This is a genomic window from Streptomyces sp. NPDC005393, assembly GCF_040606675.1.
In the GTDB taxonomy this organism is placed as follows: domain Bacteria; phylum Actinomycetota; class Actinomycetes; order Streptomycetales; family Streptomycetaceae; genus Streptomyces.
On the sequence record NZ_JBEXFG010000008.1, the window covers coordinates 75,944 to 95,574 of the forward strand.

14 protein-coding genes, 3 tRNA genes and 3 pseudogenes are annotated in these 19,631 nt (G+C 71.2%); 7 read left to right on the forward strand and 13 right to left on the reverse strand.

The features are described 5' to 3' along the window. The first annotated feature begins 128 nt into the window (after positions 1-128). Entirely contained in the window at positions 129-671 is a 543-nt protein-coding gene (locus ABZS71_RS10325; RefSeq protein WP_356208788.1) for a site-specific integrase, read from the forward strand. Positions 672-819: 148 nt separating this feature from the next. On the opposite strand, the gene ABZS71_RS10330 is transcribed toward ABZS71_RS10325, so the two are convergent. Both ABZS71_RS10330 and ABZS71_RS10335 read right to left on the reverse strand, forming a co-directional pair. Next, positions 820-892, reverse strand: a tRNA-Arg gene (locus ABZS71_RS10330). A 339-nt stretch (positions 893-1,231) separates the two neighbouring features. Next, a tRNA-Ser gene (locus ABZS71_RS10335) sits at positions 1,232-1,321 on the reverse strand. A 205-nt stretch (positions 1,322-1,526) separates the two neighbouring features. Between ABZS71_RS10335 and ABZS71_RS10340 the strand changes: the two genes are divergently transcribed. From ABZS71_RS10340 to ABZS71_RS10350, 3 genes are all read left to right on the forward strand, one after another. After that, positions 1,527-1,976: an SSI family serine proteinase inhibitor gene (locus ABZS71_RS10340; protein ID WP_355849874.1), complete on the forward strand. Its 450-nt coding sequence runs from the start codon at positions 1,527-1,529 to the stop codon at positions 1,974-1,976. Positions 1,977-2,189: 213 nt separating this feature from the next. After that, entirely contained in the window at positions 2,190-6,692 is a 4,503-nt protein-coding gene (locus tag ABZS71_RS10345; RefSeq protein WP_356208790.1) for a PAS domain-containing protein, read from the forward strand. A 324-nt stretch (positions 6,693-7,016) separates the two neighbouring features. Continuing rightward, the gene (locus tag ABZS71_RS10350) at positions 7,017-7,265 is read left to right on the forward strand and encodes a BlaI/MecI/CopY family transcriptional regulator (protein WP_356208792.1); all 249 of its coding nucleotides are present in this window, start codon (positions 7,017-7,019) and stop codon (positions 7,263-7,265) included. Here ABZS71_RS10350 and ABZS71_RS10355 read toward each other — a convergent pair. From ABZS71_RS10355 to ABZS71_RS10380, 6 genes and pseudogenes are all read right to left on the reverse strand, one after another. Then, positions 7,262-7,588 carry a hypothetical protein gene (locus ABZS71_RS10355; protein ID WP_356208793.1) on the reverse strand — a complete coding sequence of 109 codons (327 nt, stop codon included), beginning with the start codon at positions 7,586-7,588 and terminating at the stop codon, positions 7,262-7,264. The genes ABZS71_RS10350 and ABZS71_RS10355 overlap by 4 nt on opposite strands. 127 nt (positions 7,589-7,715) lie before the next feature. Further along, a complete protein-coding gene (locus tag ABZS71_RS10360) occupies positions 7,716-8,102 on the reverse strand; it encodes a peptidase inhibitor family I36 protein (RefSeq protein WP_356208794.1) in 387 nt (128 codons plus the stop codon). Between the two features lie 1,070 nt (positions 8,103-9,172). Next, on the reverse strand, positions 9,173-10,825 hold the full coding sequence (locus ABZS71_RS10365) for a long-chain fatty acid--CoA ligase (protein WP_356208795.1): 1,653 nt from the start codon (positions 10,823-10,825) through the stop codon (positions 9,173-9,175). Positions 10,826-10,940: 115 nt separating this feature from the next. Next, the gene (locus ABZS71_RS10370) at positions 10,941-11,471 is read right to left on the reverse strand and encodes a SigE family RNA polymerase sigma factor (RefSeq protein WP_356208796.1); all 531 of its coding nucleotides are present in this window, start codon (positions 11,469-11,471) and stop codon (positions 10,941-10,943) included. Between the two features lie 246 nt (positions 11,472-11,717). Next, on the reverse strand, positions 11,718-12,569 hold the full coding sequence (locus tag ABZS71_RS10375) for a DUF1906 domain-containing protein (RefSeq protein WP_356208797.1): 852 nt from the start codon (positions 12,567-12,569) through the stop codon (positions 11,718-11,720). A 119-nt stretch (positions 12,570-12,688) separates the two neighbouring features. Then, positions 12,689-13,135: pseudogene (locus ABZS71_RS10380) on the reverse strand (hypothetical protein); the annotation flags it as partial. A 733-nt stretch (positions 13,136-13,868) separates the two neighbouring features. Here ABZS71_RS10380 and ABZS71_RS10385 point away from each other — a divergent pair. Beyond that, the gene (locus ABZS71_RS10385; protein ID WP_355849889.1) at positions 13,869-14,762 is read left to right on the forward strand and encodes a bifunctional DNA primase/polymerase; all 894 of its coding nucleotides are present in this window, start codon (positions 13,869-13,871) and stop codon (positions 14,760-14,762) included. A 122-nt stretch (positions 14,763-14,884) separates the two neighbouring features. Here the strand turns inward: ABZS71_RS10385 and ABZS71_RS10390 are convergent. From ABZS71_RS10390 to ABZS71_RS10400, 3 genes and pseudogenes are all read right to left on the reverse strand, one after another. Further along, positions 14,885-15,031: pseudogene (locus tag ABZS71_RS10390) on the reverse strand (phosphotyrosine protein phosphatase); the annotation flags it as partial. Next, positions 15,027-15,283: pseudogene (locus ABZS71_RS10395) on the reverse strand (arsenical-resistance protein); the annotation flags it as partial. The pseudogenes ABZS71_RS10390 and ABZS71_RS10395, both read right to left, overlap by 5 nt. 8 nt (positions 15,284-15,291) lie before the next feature. Beyond that, complete coding sequence (locus ABZS71_RS10400) at positions 15,292-15,705, reverse strand: metalloregulator ArsR/SmtB family transcription factor (protein ID WP_356208799.1); 414 nt, start codon at positions 15,703-15,705, stop codon at positions 15,292-15,294. A gap of 78 nt (positions 15,706-15,783) precedes the next feature. On the opposite strand from ABZS71_RS10400, the gene ABZS71_RS10405 reads away from it, so the two are divergent. Together ABZS71_RS10405 and ABZS71_RS10410 are read left to right on the forward strand one after the other, a co-directional pair. Further along, positions 15,784-16,251 carry an ArsI/CadI family heavy metal resistance metalloenzyme gene (locus ABZS71_RS10405; RefSeq protein ID WP_356208800.1) on the forward strand — a complete coding sequence of 156 codons (468 nt, stop codon included), beginning with the start codon at positions 15,784-15,786 and terminating at the stop codon, positions 16,249-16,251. Positions 16,252-17,020: 769 nt separating this feature from the next. Further along, positions 17,021-17,671: a hypothetical protein gene (locus tag ABZS71_RS10410; protein ID WP_356208802.1), complete on the forward strand. Its 651-nt coding sequence runs from the start codon at positions 17,021-17,023 to the stop codon at positions 17,669-17,671. Positions 17,672-17,839: 168 nt separating this feature from the next. Here the strand turns inward: ABZS71_RS10410 and ABZS71_RS10415 are convergent. Beyond that, positions 17,840-17,926, reverse strand: a tRNA-Ser gene (locus tag ABZS71_RS10415). Positions 17,927-17,965: 39 nt separating this feature from the next. Next, positions 17,966-19,534 carry a trypsin-like peptidase domain-containing protein gene (locus ABZS71_RS10420; protein ID WP_356208804.1) on the reverse strand — a complete coding sequence of 523 codons (1,569 nt, stop codon included), beginning with the start codon at positions 19,532-19,534 and terminating at the stop codon, positions 17,966-17,968. Positions 19,535-19,631 lie beyond the last annotated feature (97 nt).

A 19,631-nucleotide genomic window follows, 5' to 3' on the forward strand; every position in this document is an offset into this window, starting at 1 on the left:
GGGCGCGTGGAGCTGGTCGTGCTGCTGCGTCGGCGCGTCCGCTCCTCGGGCGGGGGTGGCTCAGCGAGGCGGTTTGAGTTGCTGACTGCACTGACGGACCGCTGCCGCGTGGCAACCGGCTCTGGGCGGTGTACGAGCTGGCCGTACGGGTCGGCCTGCGGCGCGGGGAAGTCCTCGGCCTCCGGTGGAAGGACGTGGACCTGTCGGACGGCTCGGTCACCATCCGCCAGACGCTCCAGCGCGTTGGCGGGGAACTGCTGATCTCCGCCCCGAAGACTCAGCGGTCGGCCCGGCGGGTGGCACTGCCCGACGAGTGCGTGACAGCGCTCCGGGCTCGCCGGGCCCAGCAGCAGGGAGACCGGCTGGCGGCAGGGGACAGGTGGAAGGAAGGCGGCAGTGATCTTGTCTTCACCACGAAGAACGGGACGCCCATCGAGCCGCGCAACCTGAACCGGTCCTTCACCCTCCTGTGCGACAAGGCAGGGGTCCGGCGCGTCCGCTTCCACGATCTCCGGCACACCTGTGCGTCTCTGCTACATGAGAAGGGGGCCGACGCCCGGATGATCATGGAAGTGCTCGGACACGATCCACGTGACGATGGACATCTACACCTTCGTCCGGCTCGACTCTCAGCGCTCTGCCTTCGACCGGGTCGGCGATGCCCTGCGTGACATCAGCGGTGACGATGATGATGATACGGCCCGAGCGGCACCCCGGTCCCCGCCTGATTCTGTCCGCCCAGCGGCTGATGTCAGTTTGGATGTCAACGCACACGCAAGAGGCCCCTTCCGATGATCGGAAGGGGCCTCTGAGCTGCTGCGCGCTCGGCAGGATTCGAACCTGCAACCTCTTGATCCGTAGTCAAGTGCTCTATCCGTTAAGCTACGAGCGCTTGGCTTCCCGGCGGTTTTTCTTGCCGGTCGGCGTTGCGGGGACAACATTACATGACCTGCGCCGTCAGGTGAAATCCGTTTGCCGCACCCCTGCTGAGCTGGGAAAACTCCCCTTTGGAGGGTCCGCCGGCCCCGGCGGCGTGATGCGCTCGGAGGAGCCCAGGAGAAGGGCAGGGGCCGCCGAGGCGGAAGGCACCGCTCCAGCTCGCGCAGCATGATCACCTGATCGGCTGCGACAGAAGACGATCCATTGGTCACCTTGAGTGACGACAGGTGCGGGCGGAGCCTCGGGGATACACAGAAGCCCCGGCCGATCTCGGCCGGGGCTTCTGGAGAAGCGGAGGCTCCGGGATTTGAACCCGGGATGGGGGGTTACCCCAAACCGCATTAGCAGTGCGGCGCCATAGACCAGACTAGGCGAAGCCTCCAGCACACCGAGCCGCTCACGCGAGCGCGATGTGGCGTGTGCAGATGATGTCACAGCCCTGCGGGATGTCACCAATCGCGGCCTACGGTACTCGGCGGGCGGGCGCCATCGCAAAGCCCTTATGGCGGCGCAACGCGGGCGGCGGCGGCACGTTAGACGGGGCAGGGGCAGCGCGCCCCGGAATGATCACGACAGGAGTACCCCCAATGCCCCTGCTGCACCGTATCGCCGTCACCGCCGCCCTGACGGCCGCCGCCTCCGTCGCCGCGCTGATCCCCGCCTGGGGCACGCCGCTGCCGCTGCCCCTGCCGGTGGACGGGGAGAGCGCCGACCGGCTTCTCGTCACCGTGAGTGAGACGGGCGAGCCCGATGACGCCGCGACGTACGTCCTGGCCTGCCACCCGACCGGCGGTACGCACCCCCGGGCGCGGGCGGCGTGTGGGCAGCTGGACTCGGTGACCGAGTGGGGGCGGGATCCGTTCGCGCCCGTGCCGCCCGGCGCGATGTGCACGGGGCAGTACGGCGGGCCGGCCACGGCGCAGGTGAGCGGCCACTGGGCGGGGCGGCCCGTCAACGCCCGCTTCAGCCGCACCAACGGGTGTGAAATCGCCCGGTGGAATCGGTTCTCCATCGTTTTGCGCACCCCTGGGAGCTGACCTGGGGATTGGCCCAGGGCTGGGAGGAGGAGAGGCCGGGGAGGTTTGTCCGGGCGTGCGCCGAGACGCGTACGTCGTGCTGCGACCTCCCTCTCATCTATCGTCGCGCCCGCCCCCGGTGCCCGTAGACTCCCCTAGAGACACTCCGCAGACGGGGCGGCAGAATGACCGCGAGTGTCAGCAAGGTGCGGTAGTCAGGGAGGAAGCGTCGTCGTGAGCAGCAGGCCATCCCGAGGCGCTGCTCGCCTCGCAGCTATACTCGACGCCCTGCCGGACGCGCTGTTGCTCGTCAACTGCAACGGCACGGTCGTCAACGCCAACCACATCGCGCTGGAGTCCTTCGAGACGCCGGGGACCGCCCTTGTCGGTCGTGGTCTGCTCGATCTCCTCCCCTCCTTCGATCCCAATCGCATTCCCGGGTCGATGCGGCGCCCCCGGGAAACGGCGCAGACAGACGGCACCAAGCCGACCCGGATGATGGCCCGGCGCACCGACGGGGCGCAGTTCCCCGTCGAGGTGACCAGCGCGAATCTGGAGGACGGGCCGGCCCCCTACGCCGATCAGTACAGCTACACCGGCGATGAGCTGCTGATGCTCATCGTGCGAGACCTGACCGGGATGCTCGACACCGAGGCCGAACTCGCCCGCCAGCAGCGCCAGACCGAGATGATCCTGCGCGCGGCGGCGGAGGGCGTGGTCGGCGTGGACACCGAGGGCAAGGTGGTCCTCGTCAACCCGTCCGCCGCGCAGATTCTCGGCTACCGGGCCAGTGACCTGGGCGGTCAGGAGCTTCACTCTCTAGTACACCACTCGCGCCCGGACGGTTCCCCCTTCCCGTACGAGGAGTCCCCGCTCGCCGACACCCTGCGCTCCGGCCGCAAGCACCGGGTGCGCGGTCAGGTGCTGTGGGCGAAGGACGAGAGCCAGGTCCCGGTCGATCTGACGACCGCGCCCGTACGGGACGGCGACCAACTCGTCGGCGCCGTCATGACCTTCACCGACCGGCGCCCCGAGCAGACTCTGGTGGCCAAGCACGCCGAGGAGGTCGAGGGCCTCACCACCCAGCACGCCGAGGAGGTGGAGAGCCTCACCACCCAGCACGCCGAGGAGCTGGAGGAGCTCACCGCCCAGCACACGAAGGCGCTGGAGGAGCTGCGGACCCAGCTGGCCGAGGAGCGCGCGCGGTACACCGAGCGGCTGGACTCCGTCACCGGCCGGAACACCCAGCTGCTCGCCGTGCTCGACCAGTCGCTGCGCGGGCCGTTGCTGGAGCTGCGCGGCGAGCTCGGCGTGCTCGCCGACGACCCGGCCGGGCAGCTGTGGCCCGAGGCCAACCAGATCCTGCACCATCTCGCCGCCGGCTACACCCGGATGACCACGCTCGTCGACAACGTCCTGAGCTATCAGCGGCTCGACTCGGACGGCGAGGTACTGGCCCGGCGCAAGGTCTCGATGGACGAGGTCGTCTCGGCGGGGGTCGAGGGCGCGGTCGAGCTGATCGGCCCCGGGCGCGCGCAGTTCGCCGTGCACGCGCCGCCGATCGATGCCGAAGTGGACGCGGAGCGGCTGGCCCAGGCGCTCGCCCATCTGATCGCGGACGTGGCGGGGGTCGACTCCACCGGCAAGGCCGCCTCGAGCGCGGGTACTGCGTCGGGCGACTCGACGATCGTCGTCGCTGCGGCGCAGCGCGGCGATGTCGTACGGATCGAGGTGCGCGGGCCGTACGCGGGCGGCGACCCGGTGCACGAGCCGATCGTGCGCGGGATCGTGCGCCGGCACGGGGGCGTGCTGCAGACGCATGAGATGCCGGGCATGGGCGGGCACGCCTATGTTCTGGAGGTGCCGATCTCGGCGGCCGCCGCGGACCAGGAGCGTGCGAAGGGCGGTGCGCCGACGCCGTCGGAGCGTGGCGACGGTACGCAGGGCCAGGGCACGGCCGGGTCCACCGGCACGGGCCCGGACACCGCGGCGGGCAACGGGGCCGGCCAGACGACGACCGGACGCCGCGCGCGGCACGGGGCGGCGTCCGACACCGCGGGAGGCGACACCAGCGGCGTCGCGGGCGGTACGAGCGGCGGCGCCGCCGGGCCGGACGGCACACAAGGCGGCACGCGGGGCGGCGGTGCCCAAGGGGCCGAGCCGCGCACACCCGATCCGCGCACACCCGATCCGCACACAGTCGACCCCCGTACGGCAGCCGCCCAGCAGGGCGGCGTGGCCGCCGAACTGCCCGCGGCCGTCGGCGAGGACCCGCCCGTACAGCAGCAGAGCCCGGGCGCGCAGAACGAACCACGGCCGACCGGGCGCCGCCGGGCCCGGCCCCACCCCGACGAGGATCCGTCGGCGGCCACGAACACCGACACCGAGGGCGGCACGACCGGCGCCCATCGTCACGCCCGCCCCGGCGATGCACCGGAAGCGGCCGGTCCGCAGCCGGCCGGCACGCCTGCCATGGGCGTTGTACCGCCGCAGGGCATGGCCGCCCAGCAGCAGCCCCCGGGCGGGCGGCGCGCCCGGCGCGGCGCCCCGGCGCAGGAGCAGGGCGGTCCCCAGGGCAACGGTGCCAACCCGCAGGGCGGAGGCGGCCGGTCCGCCCTCGCCCTGCCCCCGGCGGCGGCCGATGTCGCCCGGCCGGGGCCGCAGCCGGCCGCCGTGCCGGGGCCCCGGCCGGGCGAGTCGGCCATGCCCGCGCTGCCCGCCGCCCGGATGCCGGAGCAGCAGGCCACCTGGGGGCAGCCCTCGCCGGACACCAACGGCTGCCAGCCGGACCAGGGCGCACAGCCCGCCGGACGCCGCCGGGCGCGGCGCGCGCTGGCCGAGGCGCCGAACCGGCCGATGCCCGACCAGGCCCAGCCCCAGGCTCAGTCGCAACCACAACCCCAACCGCAACCCCAGTCCCAGCGGCAGCCGCAGTCGGCGGGGGAGCCCGGCGCGGGCCGGTCCCCCTTCGCGCTGCCGCCCGCCGCGGCCGACCGGCCGCCGCAGCCCGGCGCGCTGCCGCCCGAGCTCGGCCCGGCCGGGCTCGTCCCCGCGCAGCACGGCGCCCGCGACCCGCGGAGCGCCACCCCCCAGCCGCAGCAGGGCGCGGGCGCCGGTCTGGCCGTACGAGGCGAACCCGTACCGCCCAACGGCGCCGCACGGCCCGGAGGCTGGCCGGCCGAACCCGGCCAGAGCCAGGGCCAGGGCCAAGGCCAGGGCCAGGGCCAGCCGCAGGGCCAGGGCCCCGGCGTGGCCGCCGGTCCGGGCGGGTCCCCCATGCCCGCGCTGCCCGCCGCCCGCACCCCCGAGGAGCAGCAGCCCACCGGACGCCGCCGGGCCCGGCGGCCGCTCTCCGAGGAGCAGCCGGAGGCCGCGACCGGCCAGGGCGCGCCGCCCGCGACGGCAAGTGGGCAACCGCCGGGTCAGCCGCCGGGCCAGTGGCCGGGTGCGCCCGCCCAGTCCCGTCCACAGCCGCTGCCCGCCGAGGCCCCGCCGAGCGCGGACACCACTCAGGGGCGCGCGATCAGCGTGCGGACGCTGGGTCAGGGCGTGCCGTTCGCCCAGCAGGTCAGCGACCGCCAGCAGGGACAGGGCCGGCCGGGTCAGCTCCCGCCGGGACAGCAGCCGGCGGGCCGGCCCCAGCAGGGCCAGCCGCAGACGCCCTCCGGCGGCACCAACACCACCGGTTCCGGCCGACGGCGCAAGCTGGCCGCCCGCTCCGACAGGGCGGACCAGGGCACCTCGGCCGAGCTGGAGCCGGCCGGCGGCCGGACGCCTCCGCACGTCGGCGCACACGTCGGTGGGCAAGCCGGAGCGCAACCCGGCGCGCAGTCGCGTCCCCAGGCCGGACCGGGGCCGCAGCCGCAGCGGCCGGCGGCCTCGCCGCAGAGCTCGGGCCGCGCCTTCGCGATCGGCGCGCCGGACGAGGGCGCCGAGGGCCCGGAGCCGCTGGACGGTCCCAACGGGGCCATCGAGATCGTGGACGACCGCACTCCGCCGCCGGACGACGAACTGCCGCCGGAGCCGCTGGACAACCCGCGCCGCCTCCTCGTATGGCCCGCGCCGGACATGTCGACGCAGCAGGCGCTGAGCGACCGCGGCTACCGCCCGGTGATCGTGAACTCCCGTGAGGAGGTGGACGCGCAGATCGCCGCGTATCCGGCGGCGCTCTTCGTCGACCCGCTGACCGGCCCGATCACCCGGACCGCGCTGCAGTCACTGCGTATGGCCGCGGTCGCCGCCGAGGTGCCGGTGCTGGTGACGGCGGGGCTCGGCCAGGCGACGCGGGAGGCGGCGTACGGCGCCGACCCGGCCGTACTCCTGAAGGCGCTCGCCCCTCGCGACAGCGAGCAGCATCCGCCGCGCGTCCTGCTGATCGAGGAGCACGAGCCGATCGCGGCGGCGCTGACGGCGACGCTGGAGCGGCGCGGCATGCAGGTGGCCTGCGGTGCGACGGACGCGGACGCGGTGGCGTTCGCGGCGCAGATGCGGCCGAATCTGGTGGTGATGGACCTGATGCAGGTACGCCGCCGCCGGACCGGGATCGTCGACTGGCTGCGCGGCAACGGGCTGCTCAACCGGACCCCGCTGGTCGTCTACACCTCCGCCGATATCGATCCGGCGCAGCTGTCGCGGCTGAGCTCGGGCGAGACGGTGCTGTTCCTCGCGGAGCGCTCGACGAGCGCGGAGGTGCAGGCGCGGATCGTGGATCTGCTGGCGAAGATCGGCACCAACTGACGCCGTCCGCGCGCCCCCAGAGCCGTTGCCGATGCGCTCCAGACCGTTCCCCAGCCACGGCAGGACAAGCCGGTGAAGGCGGCGCAGTCCAAGCAGCCCGCGAAGAAGGCGGCCGCGAAGAAGACCACGGCGGGCAAGACCACCGCGTAGAAGGCGGCCGCGAAGAAAACCACCACGAAGAAGGCGACGGCCGAGAAGGCTCCGGCGGAGACCGCCACCACCGCGGAGGTCCCGGCGGAGACGCCCGCGCCCAAGGAGAAGGCGGGCCCGCCGCTGCACGAGCTCATCCTGGCCATCCTCCTCAAGCCCCCCGGCGAGCCGCGCGTGGCCCGTGAGGTCACCGACCAGCTCGCGCAGGACCATCCCGACCGGGCGACGTCGGTTCAGACCGTGCGCAACAACCTGGAGACCCTCGTCAAGAAGAACGCCGTCGAGAAGTCACACCAGCAGGGGTCGGCGATGTACACCGCGTTCGCCGACACGGCCGCCACGGCCGCTGCGGACGATGCTGCCGGTGGCGTTGCCGAGGAGGCTCCCGAGACGGCGGCCGAGAAGGTTCCGGCGGAGGTCTAGCGTCCGCTGCGGCCCGCCCGGGCGCCCGCGGCGGCCCGGTGGGCCGAGCGCCGCAGGTGCCCGGGCAGCAACACGGTGCCGACGAGGAGTTGGAAGGCCGCCAGCGCGTAGCCGAACGGATACTCCTCCCCCAGGCCCCAGCTCAGGGTGCCCGCGAGGCCCCCGGCTCCCAGCCAGGCGATGGCCGCGCACGGCAGTGCGGCCCGCGTCCTTGCCACCCCGTAGGCGGCCACGGCTCCCAGACCCAGACCGGCGGCCACGACACTCAGCTCGGCGCGGGCGCCCAGAAAAGCCGCGGCGAGTACGCAGGCAACCGCGTCCATTTGTGGACATCGCGATGCCAGGGCGATATCGGCGGAGTAAATTGGAATCTCCGTCCGTCACTTCACGAACTCTGAGCGGTTCCGGTCACTCGCGCCCGAAAGCCCTTGGCCGGCGTTCCGGTTCGGGCTAGCAGGTGGGGCGAGGGGAGATCGTGAAGGAGGTCACCCTGTCGTTCAGATTCGGGGCGATGGCCGCGGCCGACCCCCCGGCCGGCACCGCAGTCATGCAGCCCCGGTAGTTCGAGTCGCTGTACAAAGTGATCCAGGACGTGGTGCGATTCCAGTACGACGTCGTCCTATCGTTCATGAAATCACCGATGTTGGGCACACTGCTCGGCGCTGCGTAGAACCGGCCGGTGTAGCTGCTGTTCTGCCAGACACAGAAGTATCCAACCTGACACTGCTCGGGTGATGCCGCGGCCGATGGAGCGTTGACGATTCCCATGCCCGCAGCAGCGGCGAACCCTGCTGCGGCCGTGGCGAGGCGGACATTTCTTGTGTGCCTGCGTAACATCCTTGGTTTTCCCCTCGTTCGGCTGATTCCCCACGATACCGACTACAGATGTCGGTTAGTGGTGACGGTATTTCAATTTACCGCAGGGATATGAGCGTTGGTAGGGTGCCACATGCCCCGGATACTCTACGTGTGGACCGTCACGGGCCCGGTGGACTTCTCAGTCAGGTGCTACGAGCTGTGTTTATGTGACTACTCGATAGCGGTTGGCTTCGTAGCTCGACGGGCGGGATGTGGCCTACCTCACTATGAAGTCACCGATTGTTGTACCAGTCGAGCCACTGCTGCGGCTTAAAACCGATCGTTGACTCCATTCCTGGAGTAAGCCGCGCGTCCGGCGTTCTGCGAGACAGTTCCGACAGACTATGGGTGGACCTGACGCCCAATCAATCCGCAATTGCGGTAGAACAAGACAACTGTCCGAAATGTGAAGCCCCCGGCGGGCAGCCCGTGCCGCATCCGCGGCGGGAAGACCGCGACGAAGTACCACACCGCCCGCTCCATCCTCGTCCCCGCGGGTCACCGCCGCCGGCGTCCAGGACTTCCGCGGCGGCATCCGGCCTCCTGGATCACCTCGCCACACACCAGCCCAGCATCTCCAAAGCCTTCACTGACGCCGGCTACAAGAACACCGCCGTCGAGCACGCCGCCACCCGCGGCATCGGTCAGCGCTGTCCACGGGGGCATCGCGGGGGCGGGCCTGGTCACGGTCTCTCCGGCGGCAGGCGGGCACCCGAGCCAACCACGTCCCGGGCAACCGGTGCAATGAGATCCCTGGCCCGCCCGGCGGCCCGGCGGCCCGGCGGGACGTCGCTGGTGGTGCGCTGGTGGGGCGCAGCTCACCGCTCCTGCTGACGGCGGATGACCGTCAACGGCGTGCTCCACCGGGCGGTCCGGGCACCCGGGAGACGCGGCCGGACCATCCAGCCGGACGGTCACTGGGTGTCGGGTGTGCTCGTGCGGCGCTGACGGCGGGGCCCGCCGAAGAGCGAGTTCCGTCGGTTCCGCTGGTACGAAGGGGCGCGGGCCAACCGGCCCGCGCCCCCGTTCGCGCCCCACCCGGCCGTTCTTCAGCCGAGGGTGGTCACATCCAGCTCCCCGTCCGCGTACTGCTTGCGGATCACCTTCTTGTCGAACTTCCCCACGCTCGTCTTCGGCACCGCCGCGATCAGCGTCCAGTGCTCCGGCAGCTGCCAGCGCGCGACCCGCTCGGCGAGGAACGCCTGGAGCTCCTTGTAGCCGACCGTGGCGCCCTCCTTCAGCACCACCGTCGCGAGCGGCCGCTCGCCCCACTTCTCGTCCGGCACCGCCACCACCGCCGCCTCCGCGACCTCCGGATGGCCCATCAGCTGGTTCTCCAGCTCGACGGACGAGATCCACTCACCGCCCGACTTGATGACGTCCTTCGCCCGGTCGGTCAGCGTCAGATAGCCGTCGGGCGTGATCGTGCCGACGTCACCGGTCTTCAGCCAGCCATCCTCGGCGAACTTGTCCCCGGGGCGGAACGGCTCGCCGTCCACCCCTCCGTAGAACGCGCCCGCGATCCATGGCCCGCGCACCTCCAGCTCGCCCGGCGTCTTCCCGTCCCAGGGCACGCGCTCACCGCCGGGCGAGGTCAGCCGGGCCTCCACGGAGGCGGGGAAGCGGCCCTGGGATATCCGGTAGGGCCATGCCTCCTCCGCCGAGAGACCGCCGGGCGGATGGGCCATGGAGCCGAGCGGCGAGGTCTCCGTCATGCCCCATGCGTGCACGACGCGGATGCCATGGCGCTCCTCGAACGCCTTCATCAGGGCGGGCGGACAGGCCGCGCCGCCGATGTAGACATTGCGCAGGGAGGCCACATCGCGTGGCTTCGCGTCGAGCTCGGCCAGCAGCCCCTGCCAGATGGTGGGAACGGCGGCGGCGATGGTCGGGCGCTCGCTCTCGATCATCGCGGCCAGCGGCTCGGGCTGCAGAAAGCGGTCGGGCATCAGCATCGAGGCACCCACCATAAAGGCGGCGTGCGGAGTCCCCCAGGCATTCGCGTGGAACATGGGCACCACGGGCAGCAGGGTGTCCCGCCCGGACATCGCGAATGACTCGGTGCTGTTGACCTGCATCGAGTGCAGATAGATGGATCGGTGGCTATAGGCCACGCCCTTGGGGTCCCCGGTCGTCCCCGAGGTGTAGCAGAGCGCGGCGGCCTGGCGCTCGTCGATGACCGGCCAGGCGTAGCGCTGCGCGCGGCCCTCGATCAGCTCCTCGTAGTCGTGGACCCGGGCCCGGCATCCCTCCAGGACGGAACGGTCGCCGGGCCCCGCGACCACAATGTGCTCCACGGAGCCGAGACCGGGGAGGAGCGGCGCGAGCATTGGCAGCAGTGAGCCATTCACGATGATCACGCGGTCGGCGGCGTGGTTCACGATCCAGATGAGCTGCTCGGCGGGCAGCCGGAGGTTGAGCGTGTGCAGCACGGCGCCCATGGAGGGCACCGCGAGATACGCCTCCAGATGCTCGCCGTTGTTCCACAGCAGCGTGCCCACGGCCTGTCCCGGCTCGACGCCGAGCTCATCCCGCAGCGCGTTCGCCAGCTGGATCGACCGCACGCCCACCTCGTGGAAGGTACGGCGCTGTGGCTCACCGTCACCGGTCCAGGTGGTCACGCGGGACGTTCCGTGGACAAGCGCACCGTGTACAAGGATGCGGGTCACGGTGAGCGGTACATCCTGCATCGTGCTGAGCACCGGGGCCTCCAGGGTTCCGGTTACGCGTGGGTAGAGATGCCGCTGATTCTGCAGCCGACCGCTCGGTATGTCACTACCCTCCCCGGCAGCGGTCCCACGACCCGCCGCGTACCTGTCAGGTCGCGCGGCTGAGCTCCGGGTCCTCTCGGAGCTTGCCGAGGGCGCGCGAAACCGCGCTCTTGACCGTGCCGACGGACACTCCGAGCACCTCCGCCGTCTGGGCCTCGCTCAGGTCCTCGTAGTACCTGAGGACGACCATGGCCCGCTGACGGTCCGGCAGCCGCAGCACCGCGCGCCACATGGTGTCGCGGAGAACCTGCCGCTCGGCGGGGTCCGGCGTGGGGACCGGATCCGGCTCGGGCAGCTCCTCGAAGGCGAACTCGTCGACCTCGCGCTTACGCCACTGCGAGGTCCGGGTGTTCACCAGCGCACGCCGCACATAGCCGTCCAGCGCGTTGTGGTCCTCGATGCGCTCCCACGCGATGTACGTCTTCGTCAGCGCGGTCTGCAGCAGGTCCTCCGCGTCACAGGCGTTGGAGGTCAGCGAGCGGGCGGTGCGCAGCAGCACCGGTCCCCGCGCCCGTACGTACGTTGTGAACGACGGGAACGCGGCGGCGGATGCGCCTGTGCACACGGTCGTGGTCATGGCTCAACGCTAGGAGCGGGGCCGTCACCGCGGATCGGCCGAAGGTGCCGAAGGCGGATCAACCTCAGGTTGTAGGGGTAGGGCCGGCATCACCTCCTGCGGGGGGAGAGGGCGGGTAGTCCGTCAGGGTTGTACCGGAGGCCGGTGCCCGCGCCGGGGTCCGAGACTGGGTCCGGGCCGGTGCCCGCGCCGGGGTCCGCGACGGCGCCCGCTGTGGTGGCCTGCGCCGGGGTCCGGGCCGGTGGCTCAGCTGATGATCGCGACCGGTGCGTCCACCTTGTTGCGGTCGATCCGCAGCTTCCGGCCGCCGTGCGTCACATCCACATTGCCCACGTACTGATGGATGCGGCGGTGCGGATGCCAGGCGCTCTTGGGCAGGACCGGCTCCCCGTACAGCGTGGCCTTCTTCTTCCAGCGCGCGAACCACATCACGGAGGGGAGGTCATGGAGCCCGGCCTTCCGGGCCTGCTCCACATGGCGCACCCCGGATTCGGCGCTGCTGTAGAAACCGGGGAAGAAGCCGTGGGAGCGCACCTCGCGGTTCCAACCGCGGATGAAGGAGAGAGTGGTGGCGGCGCAGGCCGTGCGCTTGAGGTCGTACGCCTCCATATCGAGGTAGAGCGCGCTGCGCTTCTTCATGGCCAGCGCCTTGGCGCGGTTCACCGCGTCCTTCCCCTCCTTGCGCCCCTGCGAAAAGGGCGCGCTGCCGACGGGGACGTGCTTCTTGTTGGTGTTGCGGACGCAGGGGGACTGGGATCCGACGTAGATGGGCAGCACATGCCACCCCATGGCCTTGACGCCGCGCATCCAGGAGACGCTGAGGTTGGGCTGGCTCGGACAGGCCCGGCCACGGCCGGCGTAATAGACGCCGACGGCGCGGTAGCGGGAGTTCTTCCACGCACTCAGGGTGGTGAGGGACGGTGCGTGGCAGGTGTCGAAGGCCCAGCCCTTGAAGACCTTGGCGCCCAGTGGCCGGGGGTCGGGCAGGATCTCCGCCGAGGAGGCGGGGGCGGCGCCGGCGATCGAGGTGGTCAGCACCGCGATTAGGCCGGCGGTCCAGCCCGTGATCTTCCATCTGCTCTTCCTTCTTCGTTTCATATGAGGAGTCAAAGTGGACACCGGAGGGCCGACGCCGCAGACACGCGCGCGGTTCAGCCGTCTGCGCCGAGCAGAAGCCCGGATGTCGGTACCCCGGTGCCCGCGGTGACCAGGGCCCGCGCGGCGCCCCCGCCGTAGTGGACCCGCGAGAAGAAGGTCAGCTCGCCGATGCCGCACGCCTGGGCCACGGTGATCTCGGGGCTGGTGTCCATGGTGAAGGTGACCAGCCCGTCCACATCGGCCGGGCTGAGCCCCGCGTCGTCCAGGGCCGCCTGGACGGCCTCGACGGCCAGCTTCAGCTCGCTGCGGCCGGAGTCCTTGGAGAACTCGGTGGCGCCGATGGCCATACGGACTGCGAGCAGGAGTATCTGCGGCCGCTGCGGCCTGGCGACCGGATAGGCGGGGTTGGTGTCCCCCATAGCCTCGCACCAGTGCCTGATCATGGCCTCGTTGACCGGGTCCCTGCCCTCGCCGCCGCTCGCGGCCGCCCGCCCCTCGTACGCCCTCAGCAGTCCGTACGGCTCATCGTGCGTCATCGCTTCCCCCGCCGCGGATCGGCTCCGCATCCCCCACAATCTCCTGACACATCCTGTACACCTCGGCGGCGCATTCGGTTCCCGCGAGCGGGGCGCGCGGCTGCCGCCGGCGGCGGGGTGTGGGGGCGGGGTGCATGGGCAGCGGACTCCCCTCGGCTTGACGGCGTCGACGGCGTCGCGTGACCGCACGGAAAAGCTTTCCTGACTACCCGTCAGGTAAATTGACGCTGTCAAGCACGATCGCGCGGCGGCATCGATGTGCCACCGCGCGACCGTACGACCTCACCCGTCCGTTTCGCTCAATGAATCACCGCAGCTCACCCATCTCGTCCCGAACACTGCCCTGCCCTGCGCGGCCCCTCTGGCACCCACCCCCGGGGCCGGCGGTGATCTGCCGCCGTGCGGTCGCGTCACGGGTCCGGAACCGCGCCGCGCTCCGAACGCAAGGGGCGCGGTGTACGCGGGACAAAAGCCGGTCCGACTGTCTGCCATGTCAGGCCCTCCGACGCTCGGGAAGTAATCGCCGAAGCAGAGTTGCCCACCGGGCCGCGGGCGATGCGTCGAGGCCGCCCCAATTACCACGCAAGCATGATGAACCCATTTCAAACGCCCCACGCGCCCCCGCTCCCCCGGCCGCGCCCGTAAGCCACCCCCGACCGCCGGGCGCGGCCGAGGGAGAACCGGTTCCGCACGCTTTCGGCCATCCCCAGCTGCTTCCCCGACCCCCTTCCCATTACCGAACACTTGTCCGAAAATGGGCGACATGGCGACCCTCGCACTCGCCCACGCTCTCGCCGCCGCGGCGCACGGCTTCCGCGTGATCCCACTGTCCCGCGCGAAGCTGCCCGCCGTGCGCTCCCCTCACCACCACGACCCCGACCCCCTGCCGTGCCGCGGCGCATGCGGCCGGATCGGCCATGGCGTCCATGACGCGACCGCGGACCCGGAGGCGGTCCGCGCGCTGTTCGCCGCCGCCCCTTGGGCCACCGGCTACGGCATCGCCTGCGGATGCGCCCCGTACCACCTCATCGGCGTCGACCTCGACCTCAAGAACGGAACGGACGGCGCCGCCGCGCTCGCCCGGCTGGCCCGCGAGCACGCCTTCGCCATCCCCCGCACCGTCACCGTGCTCACCCCCGGCGGAGGCCGGCATCTGTGGCTGTGCGGCCCGCCCCGCCTCTCCGTCCCCAACTCCGCCGGCCGCCTCGCCCCGGGTATCGACATCCGCGGGGTCGGCGGCTACCTGGTCGGCCCCGGCTCGTCCACCACACACGGCGGCTACCGGCTCGCACCCGGCTCCCCCGCCTGGAGCCCCGCCCCCGTCCCGCCCGTACTACTGCGGCTGCTCCGGCCCCCGCGCCCGGCCCCGCCCCGGCCGTACCAGCCCGGCTCGCCGCCATCGGAACAGCACGCCGCCGCGCTCGTACGGTTCGTGCGCGACTCGCGGGAGGGGCAGCGCAACGTCCGGCTGTTCTGGGCCGCCTGCCGCGCGTACGAGACGGGCGCGGGCGCCGAGCTGGCCCCGGCCCTGGTCGAGGCAGCGCTCCATACGGGCCTGCCCGCGCGCGAGGCCCGCGCCACGGTCGCCTCGGCGGCCCGCAGCGCAGCCCGCCGCCTGCGGCCCCCGGGCGCGTGCTCGCCTGGTGAGCGCAGCTGATGGGGGTGAGGCGCGGCGGGGCGCCTGAGGCGGCGCGATCAAGAGGTACACGGACAGCGAGCCGTGCACCACGGGGTGCTGGTGGAGGCGGTCAGGCGGGGGCCCCGCGGTGAGTTCGTCGATCAGGGGGCCTGGACGCGGGAGCGGATCTCGTCGCGGATCGGCCGCACCGCGGCCACTCCCTGTCCGGCCGGGTCGTCGAGCTTCCAGTCGAGGTACGTCTTGCCGGGAAAGACGGGGCAGGCGTCGCCGCAGCCCATCGTGAAGCAGCAGGCGCCGGTCGCGGGTGACGGTGTCCAGGCGGTCGTAGCGGACCTTGGCCAGCACCGGGTACATCATCACGAGCAGACCGAGCGCGATCGGCAGCGAGACCCCGGGGACCGTCACCTTCGCCAGTGCGTTCCCGAGGCCGGGGACGAGCCGCCCCCGGCCGAGTCCGACGCCATCGCCACAAGAATCCACGCCACCAGGAACCGGTCCAGGAACGACAGCCGGGCCACCACCGGCCCGGTCGCGGGCATGTCGGCGGTCACGAGGTGACTCCAGCGGCCTCGGTGTTCTCGTTCCGGGCGGGGAGGGGCCGGCCCGCGGGGCGGGTGAGGATTCCGGCGAGCCGGTCGGTCATCTCCGGCAGCAGCCAGTAGTACACCCACGTCCCGCGGCGTTCGCAGTCGATCAGCCCGGCCTGGCGCAGCAGCTTGAGGTGGTGGGAGATCGTCGGCTGCGACAGATCGAAGGCGGGGGTCAGGTCGCATACGCACACCTCACCCCCGGCCCGGGACGCGATCATCGACAGCAGGCGCAGCCGGATCGGATCTCCCAGGGCCTTGAACACCTTCGCCAGCTCCCCGGCCTGGTCCTGGTCCAGCGGAGCGGCCAGCAATCCCGGGCAGCAGCCGTCGGCACCGCCTTGCCCCAGCACATCAAGCTCTTGTTTCGACATGCTTCTATGTTGACGTTCTTCGATCCAGAGCGCAAGGTTGAATCGACAGACATCGATACAAACGGCCGGGGAGACCCCATGTCCCGTGTTCAGCTCGCCCTCAACGTCGCCGACCTCGAAGGATCCATCGAGTTCTACTCCAAGCTCTTCGGCGTCGAACCCGCCAAGCGCCGCCCCGGCTACGCCAACTTCGCCATCAGCGAGCCGCCGCTCAAGCTCGTTCTGATCGAGGGCGACCCCGGCCAGGACACCCGTCTGGACCACCTCGGCGTCGAGGTCACCTCCACCGGCCAGGTCACCGCTGCCGCCACCCGCCTCAAGGACGCGGGCCTGGCCACCTTCGAGGAGAACGACACCTCCTGCTGCTACGCGCTCCAGGACAAGGTCTGGGTCCACGGCCCCGGCAAGGAGTCCTGGGAGGTCTACACCATCAAGGCGGACGCCGGCCAGATGGGCCAGAGCCCCGCCCTCGACACCGACTCCGGCGTCTGCTGCGCGGACACCCGCCCGGCGCTACGGGGGATGCGCGCGGACGGGGCCCGGTGAAGGGCTGCGGGATTGCCCCTCATCCCGCTCCGGCGGGGTACGGGTCACATCGGAGCACGGGCTTAGATGGGGTTACCTCCGATCCCGCCTGGGACGCGTCATGGGATCCACTTCGGCCACCGGCCTCCTGAGCACATCAGGGAATTCCATCCATAAACACGCGCTCGAATGTTCGCATTGACCGGCCACGGCCGACGTTTGACGACCAACGCCGACGTACCAACCACACAGAAATAAGGACTGAATAGATAGGTCACCGTCCCGTAGTAGGCGATCAACCAAAGCCACCCGCTCCACAGCCACCAGTCGGAATGCTGGCGCTCGGCCGCTTCATACAGCCCTGGTCCCTGCATCACGAGGACACAGGTCGTCGCCGGTTGAGCCTCCGGCGGGGGCGCTCAGGCTCCGAGATGGACGGGGCGCCGTTCGCGAGTGCCGGCCGAGTAGTGGCGTGCGCGGGGAGCTTCCATCCCGTCCGCCATCGACCCAGGCGAAGCCGAGCAGACGCGGCCCCTGGCGTCCAGGTCGTTCGTACAGTGGCGCGCTCCACCTGGACGCCAGGAACCACGCCCGCTCCACGGTGTGTGGGCCGACGGCAGACGGGATGGAAGCTGGGGTAGGTGGTGGGTCGGGGTGGGCCGCGCCTGTGACACGGAGCCGCACGCGGCGCTTCGGCATATGGCCAGGCAGGGAAGCTCTCGACTCATCAGAACCATGCCTGGCCTCTACTCACTAGAGTCAGGGGCCTTGGCGAATCAGGGGGAGCATCGTGACCTTAGCTGTGGGCATCTTCGATCTGTTCACCTATGGGATACCCGGAGCACTGCATCTGTCCTTGATCATTTACGTGCTCGCCCGCTTGAACATGATCGATCTCACAAGTCTGGCCTCGGCACCGTCAGTGCTACAGGTGGTCGGAGTCGCTGTTGCCAGTTACCTGTTGGGGCATCTCGCCTATCCTCTGAGTGCCCTCCTGGACAAGGTGGCACCGCGTTGGAACTGGAGTATCGAGAACGCTCGTCTTGAATTCGTGGTCAGAGTGCCCGAGGCCCGGGACCGACCCTTCGTGCGCACTGATGCGTCTCTGCTGTTGGCTGCGGTGGAACTCCACAACAAGGAGGCAGCGGGTGAGATCACTCGGCTGCAAGGCCTCGCGTTGATGCTGCGGAACTCGGCCCTCGCCCTGGTGTTCGCGCTCGTCGTCTCGGTGATCGAGCTCGTCGTGGGACCCGATCGTGTACTGGCAGGAGGCTGTGCGGCACTGCTACTCGTAAACCTGACTGCCGCAATCAGACAAGGGCGCCGTGTGCGGCACTGGGACCGCCTGAAGACGTTGGAGATCTGCTTCTGGATCCCAGACATCGACGACAGATTCGGCTCCCAACCACCGGTGATCACAGGCTCGCACCCGCGCCCCTGACATGTGAGGGAGTGCTCCAACCTCAGGGGAAGTTGCTCCGCTCACCGGGAGCCCGTGCCCCAGCCGTGCCCGATCGAGCGGGGAACCCCGGGGAACAACGGGCACCCACGGACAGCGTGGAAGACAACGGCCCCCGACCGTCTTACCTGGTCAGGGGCCGTAACACTGCGGAGGCTGTGGGATTTGAACCCACGGTGACATCGCTGCCACGACGGTTTTCAAGACCGTTCCCTTAGGCCGCTCGGGCAAGCCTCCCCGCGCCACCCTCGGCGGCGCGGGGATCAGCCTAGCGCGTCAACTGTCACCCTTGCGCTGCCCCAGGGTGAGGTCGACCTTCGACTGTTTGCCGTCACGCTTATAGGTGAGGGCGACCTTGTCGCCCGGCTTGTGGGTCCAGATCTCGCTGATGAGGGTCGGGCCGCTGTCGATCACCGTGTCGTCGAGCTTGGTGATCACATCACCGGACTTGAGGCCCGCCTTGGCGGCGGGGCCGCCGGGGACGACCGCGGGGCTGCCGCCGGCGCCGTTGGAGGCGATGGTGGCGCCCGCGCCGGTGTCCTTCATGTTGACTGTGGCCTCGATCACCGGGTAGACCGGCCGGCCGGTCTTGATCAGCTGCTCGGCGACGTTCCTCGCCTGGTTGATCGGGATGGCGAAGCCGAGGCCGATGCTGCCGGACTGCTGGGACTCGCCGAGGCCGCTGCCGTTTCCGGCCGACTGGATGGCGGAGTTGATGCCGATGACGCCGCCGTCCGCGTTCAGCAGCGGGCCACCGGAGTTGCCCGGGTTGATTGAGGCGTCGGTCTGCAGGGCGCTCATGTACGAGGCGTTGCCACCGCCGCCGTCGCTGGAGGCGACCGGGCGGTTCTTGGCGCTCACGATGCCGGTGGTGACGGTGCCGGACAGGCCGAAGGGGGCGCCGATGGCGACCGTGGCGTCGCCGACCGCGACCCTGTCGGAGTTGCCGAGCGGGAGCGGGCTGAGCTTGGCGCCCGCGGCGTTCTTCAGCTTGATCACGGCGACGTCGTAGCCCTGGGCACGGCCGACGACCTCGGCGGTGTACCGCTTGCCGTTGGAGAAGGTGGCGGTGAGTTTGCCGTTCTCGGCGGCGGAGGCGACGACGTGGTTGTTGGTGAGGATGTGGCCCTGCTTGTCGTAGACGAAGCCGGTGCCGGTGCCGCCCTGGCCGTTGCTGCCCTGGGCATCGATGGTGACGACGCTGGGCAGCGTCTTGCCCGCGATGTTCGATACGGAGCCGGGCGCGCGGCTCTCCGTCTTCGGGTTGCCGTAGGCGGAGACGGTGGTGGTGTCGCCCGGGTTGTCCTCGCGGTCGGCGGCCCAGAAGCCGACGCCGCCGCCGATGGCGCCCGCGACGAGCACGGCGGCCAGCACGGCGGCGACGAGCCCGCGGGGCTTGCGCTCGGGCGCCCCGGGCGGCGGCACGGGAGCGGTCCCCCACGGTCCGCCCGGTCCGCCGCCCGAGCCGTCCTGCGGCTGTCCGCCGCCGGCGGACCACCACGCCCCGGACTGCCCGGCGGGCGCGCCGGAGGCGGGGTCCTGCGCGCCGGACCCGTCGCCCGCGCCGGCCGACGCCGAGGCGGCCGGTGCGGCGGCCGGTGACGCGGGCGGGGGCGCCGACGGGGCCGGGGGCGCGGACGAGGGCGCGGGGCCTGTGGCCCCCGCCGATCCGTCCGGGGCCGCGCCTATCGGCGCGCCGGGGGCATCCGATGCGCCCGGCTTCGCGCCCGCGGTGGGCTCGAAGTCCGGCGCGGGCGGCACCGATGGGTTCGGGTGCGGCGCCGGAGGGGCCGGATGCGGCCCGGCCGCAGGCGGAACGGCAGCGCCCTCGTTCTCGGTGCTCACAGCTGTCTCCTCAGGTGCACGACAGTTTTTCCATGACGGCCCACGCGTACGTATTACCGTCGTCAGCTTTTCCCACGGCGCGTCAGACGGCCGTAAG

Coding starts and splice junctions, on each gene's coding strand:
- ABZS71_RS10340 (WP_355849874.1), top strand. CDS start 1,527: ATGCCCCTGCTGCACCGTATCGCCGTCACCGCCGCCCTGACGGCCGCC.
- ABZS71_RS10355 (WP_356208793.1), bottom strand. CDS start 7,588: ATGGACGCGGTTGCCTGCGTACTCGCCGCGGCTTTTCTGGGCGCCCGC.
- ABZS71_RS10360 (WP_356208794.1), bottom strand. CDS start 8,102: ATGTTACGCAGGCACACAAGAAATGTCCGCCTCGCCACGGCCGCAGCA.
- ABZS71_RS10370 (WP_356208796.1), bottom strand. CDS start 11,471: ATGACCACGACCGTGTGCACAGGCGCATCCGCCGCCGCGTTCCCGTCG.
- ABZS71_RS10375 (WP_356208797.1), bottom strand. CDS start 12,569: ATGAAACGAAGAAGGAAGAGCAGATGGAAGATCACGGGCTGGACCGCC.
- ABZS71_RS10385 (WP_355849889.1), top strand. CDS start 13,869: ATGGCGACCCTCGCACTCGCCCACGCTCTCGCCGCCGCGGCGCACGGC.
- ABZS71_RS10400 (WP_356208799.1), bottom strand. CDS start 15,705: ATGTCGAAACAAGAGCTTGATGTGCTGGGGCAAGGCGGTGCCGACGGC.
- ABZS71_RS10405 (WP_356208800.1), top strand. CDS start 15,784: ATGTCCCGTGTTCAGCTCGCCCTCAACGTCGCCGACCTCGAAGGATCC.